This is a genomic window from Bacillota bacterium, from assembly GCA_040754315.1.
GTDB lineage: Bacteria > Bacillota > Sulfobacillia > DUSP01 > JBFMCS01 > JBFMCS01.
The window spans coordinates 40246-53254 of sequence record JBFMCS010000049.1; the positions used below are offsets into that span (position 1 = coordinate 40246).

General features: G+C 60.1%; 12 protein-coding genes and 1 riboswitch. Of the genes, 3 read left to right on the plus strand and 9 right to left on the minus strand.

Annotated features, from left to right (window positions below):
• Nucleotides 1-26 precede the first annotated feature (26 nt).
• The 9 genes from AB1576_10385 to yedF all read right to left on the minus strand — a co-directional run bounded on the left by AB1576_10385 (nucleotide 27) and on the right by yedF (nucleotide 8908).
• Nucleotides 27-614 (minus strand): hypothetical protein, encoded by a 588-nt coding sequence (locus AB1576_10385; protein ID MEW6082163.1) that lies wholly within the window; start codon nucleotides 612-614, stop codon nucleotides 27-29.
• A gap of 435 nt (nucleotides 615-1049) precedes the next feature.
• Nucleotides 1050-1298 (minus strand): hypothetical protein, encoded by a 249-nt coding sequence (locus AB1576_10390; protein ID MEW6082164.1) that lies wholly within the window; start codon nucleotides 1296-1298, stop codon nucleotides 1050-1052.
• Between the two features lie 12 nt (nucleotides 1299-1310).
• Entirely contained in the window at nucleotides 1311-2660 is a 1350-nt protein-coding gene (locus AB1576_10395) for an aspartate aminotransferase family protein (protein MEW6082165.1), read from the minus strand.
• A gap of 13 nt (nucleotides 2661-2673) precedes the next feature.
• Nucleotides 2674-3477, minus strand: coding sequence for a nitrilase-related carbon-nitrogen hydrolase (locus AB1576_10400; GenBank protein ID MEW6082166.1), 804 nt, complete (start codon nucleotides 3475-3477; stop codon nucleotides 2674-2676).
• Between the two features lie 39 nt (nucleotides 3478-3516).
• Nucleotides 3517-4359 carry a nitrilase-related carbon-nitrogen hydrolase gene (locus AB1576_10405; GenBank protein ID MEW6082167.1) on the minus strand — a complete coding sequence of 281 codons (843 nt, stop codon included), beginning with the start codon at nucleotides 4357-4359 and terminating at the stop codon, nucleotides 3517-3519.
• Between the two features lie 156 nt (nucleotides 4360-4515).
• Entirely contained in the window at nucleotides 4516-6054 is a 1539-nt protein-coding gene (locus AB1576_10410) for an amidohydrolase (protein MEW6082168.1), read from the minus strand.
• Nucleotides 6047-7561: a sodium:solute symporter family protein gene (locus AB1576_10415; protein MEW6082169.1), complete on the minus strand. Its 1515-nt coding sequence runs from the start codon at nucleotides 7559-7561 to the stop codon at nucleotides 6047-6049. Before AB1576_10415 ends, AB1576_10410 begins: the two co-directional genes overlap by 8 nt.
• A 43-nt stretch (nucleotides 7562-7604) precedes the next feature.
• Nucleotides 7605-7829, minus strand: a complete 225-nt coding sequence (locus tag AB1576_10420) for a hypothetical protein (GenBank protein MEW6082170.1) — start codon at nucleotides 7827-7829, stop codon at nucleotides 7605-7607.
• A gap of 509 nt (nucleotides 7830-8338) precedes the next feature.
• Nucleotides 8339-8908, minus strand: a complete 570-nt coding sequence (gene yedF, locus AB1576_10425; GenBank protein MEW6082171.1) for a sulfurtransferase-like selenium metabolism protein YedF — start codon at nucleotides 8906-8908, stop codon at nucleotides 8339-8341.
• 142 nt (nucleotides 8909-9050) lie between these two features.
• Here yedF and AB1576_10430 point away from each other — a divergent pair, with 142 nt between their 5' ends.
• The 3 genes from AB1576_10430 (at nucleotide 9051) to AB1576_10440 (ending at nucleotide 12765) form a co-directional block, all read left to right on the plus strand.
• Entirely contained in the window at nucleotides 9051-10535 is a 1485-nt protein-coding gene (locus AB1576_10430; protein ID MEW6082172.1) for a hypothetical protein, read from the plus strand.
• Nucleotides 10497-10689, plus strand: a riboswitch (cobalamin riboswitch). (Overlaps the previous gene by 39 nt.)
• Nucleotides 10690-10787: 98 nt before the next feature.
• Nucleotides 10788-12191 (plus strand): cobyrinate a,c-diamide synthase, encoded by a 1404-nt coding sequence (locus tag AB1576_10435; GenBank protein ID MEW6082173.1) that lies wholly within the window; start codon nucleotides 10788-10790, stop codon nucleotides 12189-12191.
• Nucleotides 12192-12243: 52 nt separating this feature from the next.
• Nucleotides 12244-12765 (plus strand): cob(I)yrinic acid a,c-diamide adenosyltransferase, encoded by a 522-nt coding sequence (locus AB1576_10440; GenBank protein ID MEW6082174.1) that lies wholly within the window; start codon nucleotides 12244-12246, stop codon nucleotides 12763-12765.
• The last annotated feature ends 244 nt before the right edge of the window (nucleotides 12766-13009 follow it).

Sequence of the window (13009 nt, forward strand, 5' to 3'; positions counted from 1 at the left end):
CCAGCTCCCGGTGCGCTTTCGCCGCATTAACGACGAAACGTATACGTATAAGAGTTCAACTCCTCTTTAACACGCCTGTAATTATCTTGCAGGCCCGGCGAAGTCGATAACTGATCCAAATAACCAGCCGTGGCGGTTCTCAAATCTTCAATTAGGTACATCAAGGCCAGGTTCAATGTTTTGAACTCGCCGGCATCCTCAAGGGTGAAATGCTGGTCACGAGGCAAATGATCACGCCAATGGAGCAGCCACCGATAGGTTTTGCGAGTAACCTGATCAACGAGATATCGTGGCTGACTGGTACGCATCAGTTTGTGACGCCATACTTGGATGGCAAGGCTGTTTGCCTCGGTATTACGGCGGACGAAGGTGTCTAGGAACTCCGTCATTCGATCTGTCTGTCCCGTTGAAGATGCGTTTCCCTTCCAATATGCTGATAGGATGTCAAACCGTGCGAAGACAGCCATCATTAAGCCATAAAGGGTCTCTGGGAATCCATGCAGGGCCCCACTCCAGTTGGGCAGCACGAGCGTCGTGTAGATCTGAGACACCTCACGTTCAAGCGCGTCAACTCTGTCCATTTGGTGTTTTTGCTCTTGGTTGAGGTCAAACATTGTCGGTCACCACTGAGCGGCCTCGCCAGCGCACGAAAGCCACGATCAGCCCTCCTCATTTGGGGTACTTGACACTTGTGTCAAGTCTCGAGCTCAATAACACAAGATTATCGGAGCGTGTCTCACGAAGATCTGCCATGCGGGCGGATTTCCATGTTTGGCTGAAAATGAATATTGAAGGTTTATCTGTGATGGCAGCCGTATTGGTATGTGTGATTGGTTAACCAGTTTCTACCACCTCAGCAACCTGTCCTTCTGAAAGAAATGCTATTTCTATCCATGGATCCAGTCATTACTACCATCTACTGGGGCTTAACCGAATACCCATGAACCAGATCTTAACTGCCCCAAGCAAACCCCCTGCACTATGGCCCTGGTTGGGCTTTTTTCATCTCCCCGAAGGGGGGAAGTTGGGCTAGGGCTTGAGCGCAGGGTTCACCAGGATAACCCCCAGAACTCGTCAAGGACACCACTCGAGTCATCACCGGCCGGGCTCCGGGCGATTAACGCCCAGAGGGCGGCAAGGGAGACCTCCTTCCCCGGCCCCGAACCGGGAAGGGCGTCCCCCCTAAAGCACTCTTCGAGGCGGAGGCCGCCCTCACCAGCGGTCTCCGCCGCTGCCAGATGCGCCTTCCAGCCATCGGGCCCCGCCGGAATCCACTCCGCATATCCGGGCTCCCCCACCCGGGAGGCCTCTCACCCCAGGAGCTCCCAGGCGGCCTCGCGGAATACCTCGGTATGAAAGTCCACGTCCCCCCTTGACGTCACGGGGCACATGAGAGCCATGTTGTGAAAGGGCGTAAGGAGGATCCCCCTGTTGAGAGCGTACAGGTGCATGAAGCGGTCAAGGTTGCTGTCTCGTGCGGCTGCTGCCTCCCTCCCGTTTCTCGGGATGCCGGGCTGGAACCGGTATTCCGCCCGGCACCCCAGGCGAACGACGTGCCAGGGTGCCCCCGTCTCGCGGATGACCCCTTCAACGCCCTCGGTGAACCTCTCACCAAGGGCTATCATGTGGTGAAACGCCTCCTCCGTCAGGACCTCGGAGAGGGTTGCCTTGATGGATGCTATAGAGAGGGCGTTGCCCGAGAGCGTGCCCCCTATTCCCCCGGTGTCTGACGCATCAAGGATCTCCCCCCGCCTCTTCATCACCATCGAGGCTACCTCCTCGGTGAACCCGTAGGCTGCCGCGGGAACACCCCCCGCTATGGGCTTCCCGATGGTCACGAAATCCGGGCTGAGGCCGTGGGCAGCCGTGTACCCGCCGGGGCTGGCGCAGATCGTGTGCGTTTCGTCGATCACGAGGAGCGTCCCGTAGCGCCTGGTGAGCTCCCTAAGGGCATCGTGGTACCCAGGCTCCGGGAGGATTATTCCGATGTTGGTCATCGCGGGCTCAGCGAGGACGCACGCGACATCCCTATGGGAGAGGGCCTCTTCGAGCGCGTCCGTATCATTCCACTCGATTACCCTGGTGGTAACGGCCGGGTTGACTGGGGGCCCCACGTTACCCTCCCTCGGGACAGGGACCCCGTCTTCCAGCGTGATCAAGGCCTCATCAACTGTGCCGTGATAACACCAGTTGTATACCAGGACCTTCGGGCGATGCGTTATCTCCCTGGCCATCCTCAACACAAAGCGGTTCGCATCAGTGGCCGTGAGGGCAAATTGCCAGTATGAGACCTTGAAGCGCCTCCCAAGCTCCTCCGCCACCCATATTGCGTCCTCCACGGGCAGCATGGCTGTAATGCCCTTTTTCGCCTGTCTTGCCACGGCCTCCACCGTTGCCGGGGGGGCGTGTCCCGTCATGGCGCCAGTGTCCCCAAGGCAGAGGTCTACGTAGGTATGGCCATCCACATCAGTCACCCGGGCACCGGTGGCCTCCTTTACGAACACCGGGTAAGCCCCTGCCCACTGTGTCATCCAAGGCATGGGCACCCCGCCAAGGAGCGAGCCCCAGGCCCTCCGGAAGAGTCTCCCTGATTCCAGATGCTCTTTCTTAAACCTTTCTTCCTCGCGGGACAGCAGCCGTTCCAGGCGCGATGGCTTCACATCCCTCACAGCGTCACCTCCCTGGGTTCTTCTCCACCAGGGCCCCGTAAGTCTCGGGCCTTCGCTTGGCCAGGTAGTCCAGGCCATCCCTCGACGCCTCGTTGGCGGCCAGGTCCACCCAGGCAAACCCGACGCATTCCTCGTACCCCAGGTCTAGGATGGTGCGCCCCAGGGGGTCCCTCACGCCGCTCCTTCCAAAGAACTTGTACTCCCCTGAGGCGCCCACCGTATTGCACACCGCCGTGTGAACGTGGTTTTCCATGGCCCTCGCCCTCATGTACACCTCCTGATAAGGCTCGAAGGGTACCATGTTTGCCGTGGGACATATGAGGATCTGGGCGCCCTTCAAGGCAAGGGTGCGCGCCACCTCCGGGAACTCCGAATCGAAGCAGATGAGAACGCCTACCCTGCCTACATCGAGGTCGAAAACGGGGTAGTCCCCGCCGGGCTCCACGTAAAGGCCCTCCTTCCCGAAAAGGTGTACCTTCCGGTACACGTGAGCTTTCCCGGTTGACCTCTCAACCACGGCTGCGGAGTTGTACATCTTCCCGCCGGCCCCACGTTCGGCAAAGCCGAATACAAGGTTGATCCCCTCTTTCACCGCCAAGTCACCCATCGCCCGGACAAGGGGACCCTCCGGCGGTTCGGCCGTCCCGGCGAGGGCCTCCATGTCAAGGCCCTGGAGAAACATCTCCGGGAATACGAGGAGGCTCACCCCTGATACGCCGGCGGTCTTAGCCGCCTCCCCAGCCGCGGCCAGGTTCTTCTTAGGATCAGGGGACAATCTCAACTGGGCGAGTCCTATCTTAAACCTCACGGCAAAACCCTCCCCGGCACCGGCTTGGCGAAGGACCCCCTATTCGAGGAGCCTCCCGTAGGTGCTTGTCCTCCGGTCCCTGAAGTATGGCCACCACCTGCGTGCCTTCCTCACGCATTCCAGGTCTATCTCACCCATAACCACTTCGTCCCCATCCCGGGAGGACAGCACCGTCACCTCACCGAGGGGGTTTGCAAAGAAACTCCCCCCGAAGAACCGGATATCTCCTTCCTGTCCCACCCGGTTGAGGACGCCCACCCAGAGAAGATTCATGCAGGCCTGAGCCCTGTTTGCCAGCGTCCACATCTCCTTGACACGTTCCCCGGGAACCTCGGGGTGGCTTGGGCCGCCGCCGATCGCCGAGGGGAAGAACACCATCTCCGCACCGTTCAGGGCAAGGCTCCTCCCGGTCTCCGGAAACCACTGGTCCCAGCATATGCCAACCCCTATCCGGCCAAGGCGCGTCCGGAACACAGGGTACCCAAGGTCACCCGGCTTGAAGTAGAACTTCTCGCAGTAGCCTGGCTCGTCCGGTATGTGGTTCTTCCTGTAGAGCCCAAGGAGGCTCCCGGATTCGATGACAGCAGCAGTGTTGTAGAACAGCCCTTCCATGACCTTCTCAAAGAAGGGCACGATCAGCGTCACCCTCCGGCTTTGAGAAATGTCCTGCATGGTGCTTACGGTGGGGCCCGTAACAGGCTCTGCCATGTCGAAGGACTCGTGCTTCATCTCCTGCGGGAAATAGCGGCTGGAGAACACCTCCTGGAGACAGATGACCTCAGCCGAGCCCCCCACCGCATCGTCAATGAGAGAGGCCGCCTTGTCGACGTTGTGCTTTCTGGAGCCGGAACAGGCCATCTGAATCAAGGCAGCCCTGAACAATGTCTCTCACCCCCTACGGGAAGGCGTACCCCTATCGTTTCGACTGCCGCCCGAGAAGCCTGTTGGCCGAGACCACAGCCACCACGATAGCCGTAAAGAAGCCGATGGAAAGAACCACCTGTACAGCAGTTTCCGACATACCTGTCATCCCCTTTCTCAGAGGCTGTATCTTTCAACGCCTCTTGCGAATGTCCTGAGCACCTTAATGGAATCTATGGCCTTTGGGTGGACTGACCTCGGGTCCAGATCCAGTACCACCAGGTCCGCCTGCTTTCCCGTCTCCATGGAGCCTTTCTGGATTTCCTCAAACCCAAACCTCGAGGCCTCAACGGTGTAGAGCCTCATCGCATCGTATACGGTGAGCGACTCCGTGGGAAGACTCCTGTGATTAACCGCCGACTGGATGTCAAAGAGCGGGTTAATGGGTGAGACGAATGCGTCTGAACCACCGGCCAAGCGGATCCCCGCCCTAAGCATCGTATTGTACAGGTGCACGCGGTTCATCGTCTCCGCCCCCAAGTGCTCCTCGTACTTGGACCCGAAGGTCCTCAGGTGGCTAGGTTGCATGGCAACGTGCACACCCAGCCGTGCGATCCTCCGGATCTGCTCGTGGGTGATGACCTCTGCATGTTCGATCCTGTGGCGGTGATCATAGCGCGGGCATTCCCTTAGCGCTCTCTCGTACGCCCTGAGAACCTGTTCCACAGCCCGGTCGCCGTCACAGTGTATGGCAATCTGGAGCCCCGCCCTGTGAGCCTTCGTGACGAAGTGTTCCATTTCCTCATCAGAGTAGTATAGGGAACCGTGTGTCCCGTCCGTGTAGGGGCTGGAAACCGCAGCCGTGTATGCCTCTATGGAGCCGTCCGCAGTGAGGCACCCCCCGATCCGCCCGAGCCCCCTTTCTAGAACCCTGTCAACATCCGTTGTCTGGTCCCAGAGGATAAGGTCAATCTCACACGCGTCCTTGTTCTTGTATATGAAGTCTGAGTCAATATCCCCGAAGAAACCTCCGCCCTCAAGGGCATGAACGGTGGTTACCCCCTGCCGCAGGCACTCCTTCACAGCCAGGGAGACAGATTCCTCTCGCTGCTCCTCACTCACAAGTCTCGCGTTGGCCACCCTCGAAAAGGTGTGGTTAGCCTCGGCCCTCAGGACCCCGCTGAATTCCCCGGCTTCGTTCCTCCCGATACCCGGGGTGGAGGGATCAAGGTCCAGCCAGCGAAATGTGGCGCCGTTCGTCAGAGACAGGTGGCCGCTAAGCTGGGTTATCTTGAGAAGCCGCCCGGGTGCTGCCTGGTCAAGCTGCTCCTGCGTGGGGAACCCCTTTTCTTCCAGGTTCATCTCATCAAAGTACGCCATTATGAAGTTGCCCCTGAATTCGCGCGCCTCACGCGCCAGCTTTTCTAGAAGTCCCGGTATCGAGTCCGCGTTCACCAGATCGATCGAAAGCATCTGGAGACCTGTTTGCACCAGGTGCACGTGGGTGTCTATGAAGCCTGGGAGGACCACGGCGCCCTCCAAGTCAATCACCCGCGTGCCCAGCCCCTGAAGCCCCTCAAGTTCATCGCGGGATCCCACCGCCTGGATGAGGCCATCCTTGACAGCAACGGCGTCACCGCGATCAGAGAACGGATCCTGGGCGAACGTGACTAGCCGGGCATTCGTCAATAGGAGGTCACTCTTTCCATCAGGCATTTTGTACCTCCAGGCCGGGCTCAGACAGTATATCCGCATCCTTCATGGTCATTGTCGCAAAGACCTCATCGATGTCCTTGGGCGCTGGGAAGGCCAGCGCGAGGATGAGGTACACGGCGAAGTTCACTATCAATCCGAGAAGACCCGCCTGCAGCCCGGCGAACTGCGGGATATAAAATGGGGCTGTGAAGGAGTAGTACCCCGTAACGGCGAGCCCCGAAAGGAGCCCGCCCCAGGCAGCCACGGCGGTTCCCCGTTTCCAGAATATGCCCAGTATCAAGAGGGGGAAGATCTGTATGATCCCCTGGTACATTACCATCACAAGCTCAATGATGGTTGGCAAGGGAAGCGTTGCAACTATCACGCCGAGGCAGCCAACGATGAAGTTCATGATTAGCACCAGGCGGCCGAGCCTCCGGCTGTCCCAGGAAGGGAGGGCAAGGCTGAACACGTCGTTTACCACGACGGAGCCCCAGGAACTCACCATTGAATCACACATTGAAAGTGCACCGTTTAGTATTAACACAGAAATGATAGCGATCGCCGCCGGGCCCATCGCTGAGATGATCTTTAGAAAAGAGTACTGGTGGTCATCCCCCAGCACCTCCTCGGGAAATGTGCCGAACCCAACTGCAAGCCAGATGATGAGGAGGCCGTACACAACCACGATAAAGGGCGTAACGAGGCTGGTCTTTTTCAGCTCACGCGAGCTGGAGGCCGCCATTATGCGGGCGAATAGGGATGGCCAGCAGTAGGCCCCTACCGAACCGGAGATGATCAGGGACACCCAGAAGAGGGGACCTGGAAGCGGGTCCCACCCAAGGCCGGGAAGGGCCAGGCTTTCCGGCCTCTTCTCTAGTATGGTGGCAAACATCGGCAGGAAGCCGCCGAAATAGTAGTATACCCCGCAAATCACAAGCAGCACACCACCAAATATCCACATCCATCCCTGGTAGAAGTCGGCGATTATCACCGCCCTAGCGCCCGCAAATGTCACGTACGCTATGAAGAAGGCCCCCACCAAGATAACTCCTGCGGTTACCGGTACGACCCCACGCGTGAGGGCGTAGATCACATATCCTGTCGCCAGGAGCTCAGCGACGATCCACGGGAACTCGATTATGACCGTACAGAGTGCAACGAAAACCCTTAGGGGCCTGGAGCGATACCTGAGTTCGAAGAACTGCCCCTGTGTCCGAACGTTGTACCTCTTCCCTACCTTCCAGTAGCGCCCGCCTATGAGGTAGAGGAAGAACAGGCCCCCGAGAGTGTAAAACGCCACGTAACTTGCCACGACACCATTGTCTATTGCCATTTGGGTGAACCCCACGTACATGACGCCGCCATACCACGTCCCAACAATTGTCATCGTCATGAAAAGCCACCCGAAGCTCCGCCCCGCCACGGTTACCTCATCAAGGTCGATTTTGGGGAGAGGATGAGAGTAGACCACGTAAGCCATTCCCGCGAAGTAGGTGAGAACCATAAGTATGGGGAGCCACATCATGTCAGGCCCCTTCCTTCATAGATATTTGCATCCAGGGGGCACCCTAGAAGTCGTTGCGGATGTTCTGAATTACAAAGGCCACTGCCAGGAGCCCTGCCAGAAGAAGTGTGATGACGAGTTCCCAGAATATGAACCTCGGCAATCCTAAGATAGTGGGTAGAGGTGAGTTGAACGGTACAGCCAGAGCCACAAGATAAAGGACCGCTATAGCCCCTATGAGGCAGCCGTAAAGGACCTCCCCCCTAAGGGACTTAAGAAACCGTGCCATTTCGATCTCCTCCTTGAGTTCCCGAAGTCGAAGGTGCCTCTGGGTCACTGGGGCCCGGGGCGTTCCCTAGCAGCCGAGCCGGGGTGTCCATCACCTCCTGTCATGCGATACATGACGCACCGGATGGCTGCCCCAAGACTCGTGCCCCAGCCTGCGGTTGTGGGATCCTGGGCGGAGCCACGCCGGTTCCTTGAATGTGGTACAACGCAAGAACTGTGCCTGGTGAGACTTGGCTGTTCAGGGGCCCTCAGTGTCCTTGGATTTATCAATCCAGATAACAAAAGCGCCGGCGTGCCCCCTTCCGGTGCTTATCGCGTTCGATAAGGATTATTGTTTTGAATAAACATCTAGCTCCGGCAACAGGAAGAACGCGAGAGCCCGGCGCCATGGAACCCTACAGGCTGACCACGGGAAAACAAACTCGCCGGAGCGATCGGGGCTTCAAGAGGGAACGCTGGCTTGGGGCGTTCCGGGGAGGGCCTGCAATTTGGGGGCTAAACCTGTGCCCCCTACAGGGTTACCGTGTTCCCCAGGCTCACCCTCTCACTGATCTCGTACATGTTGGTAACCCGGCCTACGGACAGCCTTTCCCTAAGCCCGTAGAAATCCAGGCAAGTACCGCAGGAGAGAACCTCAGCCCCGGCTTCCTCCAGGGCCTTCAGCACATCCACCTGCTCGGAGCCCTCTGTAGTAAGGAAAACACCCTCGTTCATGAAGATAAGGCAGCACGGAGGGTTCTCCAATTCCGTGAGGGTGTACAGGAAGGTCGCCATGAGGGCCCGGCCCAGTTCTGGATCACCCTGGCCTACGCGGCGCCCAGTTACCAGGTAGACACACCCGCCGCCAGATGGCGAAACGGCGCAGGCGGTCTTGTCTATGAGAACCTTGAAGGCCTCCCCCTCGGGGTGTATCCTTGCGTCGAAACCGGCACGCTTGGCGTAGGCACCCACGTTCTCAGCGGCCTCCTTGGTGTCCACAAGGCACTCCAGGCGCCCGGAGTCAATGTCCTCCAGGGCCCTCTTCGTCTTCACCACTGGGAAAGGGCATGCCAGTCCCCGGCAATCCAGTAACACAAGCATCCCTCCAGAATGTAGACTTGGTGGTGCATTCTATAGGGTGCCCCGCATACCCTTCCGCACTGGCAGGAAGAATGCGCTGCGGCGCGGAACCAATTAGTTATGTTAACGTCTAAGAAGATATCACAGCACTAGGGGGATACCGGTGCGCCTGCGCACGCAGCACTCAGCCATCTTGGTGACGATACTTGTGATGTGCGCCTGGGCACTGGCCGGGTGTGCCCAGGACCCCAGGGCCGGTGAACCCAGGGGGAGGCCTGGGGGGCTCGCCAGCGAATGGTGCCTCATCCAGGAGGCCATGGGCCTTGAGGTTCAGGATGCCCGTATCCTGGAGATGCAGCTGTCCGTGGACTATGATACCCAAGACATAAAGGCTGCTGCCATCGCCTTCTACGTTCCAGGTGATGGCGGCAGCGTTCACTTCGCCCAGAGGCTCCTGGGGGAGGCAGCCTACCGGATCACCTCCTCCCGGCCCTCGTACCCCATGGATCCTGGGGAAATGGTACCATTGGATGATCTCATCGCCCAGGTCGACCTTGCCGGCCTTGATGCCCTGGTATACCACGCCGGTGAGTACTCCTGGCTTGAGGTGTCCCTAGTGGAGGAGACCGGTCAGGTCTTGGGGATTGAGCCTGGCAGGACCTGGTTCCTCCTTGAGGACGGGATAGCCGAAGAACTCAAAGACACCGAGGTGGCCGTGGTCTCGGGGCGGCTGGTGTACCTCTACACCGCCCCGGTAGGGGATCGTTCCGGAGACACCGGCCAGCCGAAGCGCCGGGGCTATCTCCTTACTGGGCTGGGGGGTACGGTGTCGAGGGTGACGTTGGAACCCCCGGACCTCCAGGCGGGGGAGGAGTGGATCACCAGCAAGCTCGCGGACCTGGACGGCGACGGGTTAGGTGAAGTCATCCACCTCGTGGGTACGAGGAGCGAGGAACACCTTCCCGCGCCTGACCGGAAGTGGCTCCTGGTAGGGAGCGGCAGCGAGGCGCTCAGGCTGGAGGTGCCCAGTGGGGACACTCAGTATGGGACCCACTTCGAGCTCAGGGATCTAACCGGGGACGGCTGCCCGGAGATGCTCTTCTACGAGTACATAGGGGGCAGCGGCAACATAGTGGACCTGAACGTGTTCTCCCTTAGGAACGGAGGGCTTTGGCCCCTTTTTGTCGCGGCCGACCATCACAATATCCCCGGGATCCATGTGGAGTACCTTGGGGATAACATGGCCAGCCTGTACCTGCCTTCACTGGGCCTGGCGTGGGTGTTTCCCCTTTGCGGATCCTACCAGGGAAGCATTGTCTCCCCGCAGTTTCACCCAGACTGGGTTGACCCCTTCTCCGACTACGACCTGGTGGACCTGGATGGTGACGGTGCGGTTGAGATCATCGGCTACCAGAGGGTGTGCGGCTCCGCCCACGTGGACATCATCGCCGATCTCCGCCAGGTGTTCTCCTGGAATGGGGAGGCCTTTGTGCTCCAGGATGTGCTCCTAAGCACCCCCGGCTGGGGAGGGGAGTTGATCGAGCCCTTCGTTCACCCGCCGGTGAGGTTTGTGTTGCCCGGGACCACCGGTACCAGTATAATGTTTGTAAGAGGACAACCGAATACAGGCCCCACGGGAACCTCGTGAGAGGGAAGAGGGAATCGGGTGCGAATCCCGAGCGGTCCCGCCACTGTAACCGGGGAGAGAGCCCGCGCTGATCCACTGTCCTGGATGGGATGGGAAGGAGCGGGTCATCCATGAGCCGGAAGCCAGGAGACCTGCCTGTGGCGGTGCGTACGATACCCCTTCGATGGAAAGAGCGGTGTACGTGAGGCTTAGTTGATAGGGCCTTCTACCATAGGGGTAGAAGGCCTTGAAGTTTCCCGGGGAGGTGGGAGAATGCTGAGGGCTCCACGACTGGTAGTGGCAGGGACCCACAGCGGGGTGGGCAAGACCACGGTGGCGACAGGCCTCATGGCGGCGCTCTCCAGGAGGGGCCACGCCGTCCAGGGCTTCAAGGTTGGCCCCGACTACATTGATCCTGCGTTTCACGCCTCTGCCAGCGGGAGTCCATCACGGAACCTGGACCCGTGGCTAACTGGAGAGGACGGCGTCCTGGGGATCTTCACCTCCCGGGCCAAGGAGATCTCGGTGATCGAAGGGGTGATGGGACTGTTCGATGGCGGTCCCCGGCCAGAGGGCGGTTCAGCCCTGGCACCCGGCGGGGGATGGGGGAGTACAGCCCATGTGGCCATGATGCTCAAGGCCCCTGTGTTACTTGTCCTAGACGCAGCAGCCCTGGCCAGGAGCGCAGCTGCAATGGTCAAAGGCTACCTAACCTTCGAGCCTGGCCTTCATGTCTCGGGGTGTATTGTAAACAAGGTATCCGGCCCGGGCCACATCAGGTCCCTGAAGCGCCACATAGAGGGGGAGGCAGGGGTGCCAGTGGTGGGGGCGATCCCGGCCAGCGCGGGGCTACGACTGCCCGAACGCCACCTGGGCCTCGTGCCAGCCAGGGAGACGGAGGCCCTGGCCGAGGTCATCCACCACATGGGCCAGGTTATTGAGGAACACGTTGACCTGGAAGCCCTGTGGGACCTGGCCAGTGCCGCGCCCCCGCTGCCCAGGCCAGCACTTCCGCAACCCTCCAGGTTCCCCGGGGTACGAGTAGGAGTGGCCATGGACCAGGCATTTCACTTCTACTACCAGGATGCCCTGGACCTCTTGGAGAGCATGGGGGCGGAGATTCGCCTCTTTAGCCCGCTGGAGGACCGGTCGCTGCCTGCCGTGGATGGCATCATCATCGGAGGAGGCTTTCCCGAGGTGTTCCTGGAGCCCCTTTCCGCCAACAAAGGGCTCATGGAGGAGATTGTGTCCAGGGTCAAGGAGGGTATGCCCCTCTACGCCGAGTGTGGTGGCCTCATGTACCTGTGCCGTGAGGTAGATGACCTCGACGGCCGGTCCTATCCCATGGCCGGCCTGGTGCCCGCCCGGGCTGTCATGACCCAGGGCTTGGCGGGGTTCGGCTACGTCACCGCTCTTCTTGCCAGGGACTCCATACTCGGCGGCGCTGGTGATAAGGTCCGGGGGCATGAGTTTCACTACTCACGCCTGGTGCCCCTGGGAGACCTGGGGGTACAGCCCTATCTAGTATCCTGGGGCGTGGACGAAGAGGGATGGCCCGAGGGGTACCAGTTCCGGAACGCCCTGTGCTCCTATGTTCACATTCATCTCTTGGGAAACCCCCGGGCGGCCCAGCGCTTCCTGGGTGCCTGCATGAGGTTTCGGATGGGTGAGGCCTAGGGGCGTGAATTCCAGCGGCCGGCGTGAGCCCCGCCGCGAAAGGGGAAGCGGCATGGACAGGCAGGGTCTCGTGATGATATTCACTGGGGACGGCAAGGGCAAGACCACCGCCGCGGTGGGGCTTGGGGTGAGGGCAGCCGGGCATGACAGGCGGGTCCTGATGATACAGTTCCTGAAGGGCTCAGGCAGGGACTACGGAGAGGCGAGGGCGCTGCAGTCACTCCCATCATTCAGGGTGGCTAGGTATGGGCAAGGCTTTGTCCTCGGTGATCCCGATGAGGCTCACATCCGCAGGGCTCGGGAGGGGCTAGCCAGGGCCCGGGAGGCCATGGCTGCCAGGGAGTGCGACCTTCTCATCCTGGATGAGATCAATGTGGCCATCGCATGCAGGCTGGTGAGGCTGGAGGAGGTCCTGGACCTCCTGGCGGGAAGGCCCCAGGACATGGATGTGGTACTGACTGGAAGAGGAGCACCAAGGGCCCTCATGGACCAGGCCCACATGGTCAGCGATGTCCAGGAGGTGAAGCACCACTACAGGACGGGGGTCCAGGCGCAGGCAGGGGTGGAGTTCTGAGGGGCCGGAGCCGGGTGGCGCTAGGGCTGGCTGGAATGTGCTGGCCCCCTCTCAAGTTGCCTCGCGCTGTCCCTGAGAGCCGAATGGTAGAGGGGGGTCCCGGACTACCCTGAGCAGCCAGGATCGCGGGCGACACTGGGTGCCAGGCGCCCTGGTGATGTGGTCTTTCGCAGGACCGCCCTTCCGGGAAGAGGATGCTAGGACGCAACGTCGAAATCAGCCCAGGTTAGCGCCAAGCAAACCC

What these genes read in the sequence shown, in the direction of transcription:
- AB1576_10385 (MEW6082163.1), bottom strand. Translation starts at nt 614, where the DNA reads ATGTTTGACCTCAACCAAGAGCAAAAACACCAAATGGACAGAGTTGAC.
- AB1576_10410 (MEW6082168.1), bottom strand. Translation starts at nt 6,054, where the DNA reads ATGCCTGATGGAAAGAGTGACCTCCTATTGACGAATGCCCGGCTAGTC.
- AB1576_10415 (MEW6082169.1), bottom strand. Translation starts at nt 7,561, where the DNA reads ATGATGTGGCTCCCCATACTTATGGTTCTCACCTACTTCGCGGGAATG.
- AB1576_10420 (MEW6082170.1), bottom strand. Translation starts at nt 7,829, where the DNA reads ATGGCACGGTTTCTTAAGTCCCTTAGGGGGGAGGTCCTTTACGGCTGC.
- yedF (MEW6082171.1), bottom strand. Translation starts at nt 8,908, where the DNA reads ATGCTTGTGTTACTGGATTGCCGGGGACTGGCATGCCCTTTCCCAGTG.
- AB1576_10435 (MEW6082173.1), top strand. Translation starts at nt 10,788, where the DNA reads ATGCTGAGGGCTCCACGACTGGTAGTGGCAGGGACCCACAGCGGGGTG.
- AB1576_10440 (MEW6082174.1), top strand. Translation starts at nt 12,244, where the DNA reads ATGGACAGGCAGGGTCTCGTGATGATATTCACTGGGGACGGCAAGGGC.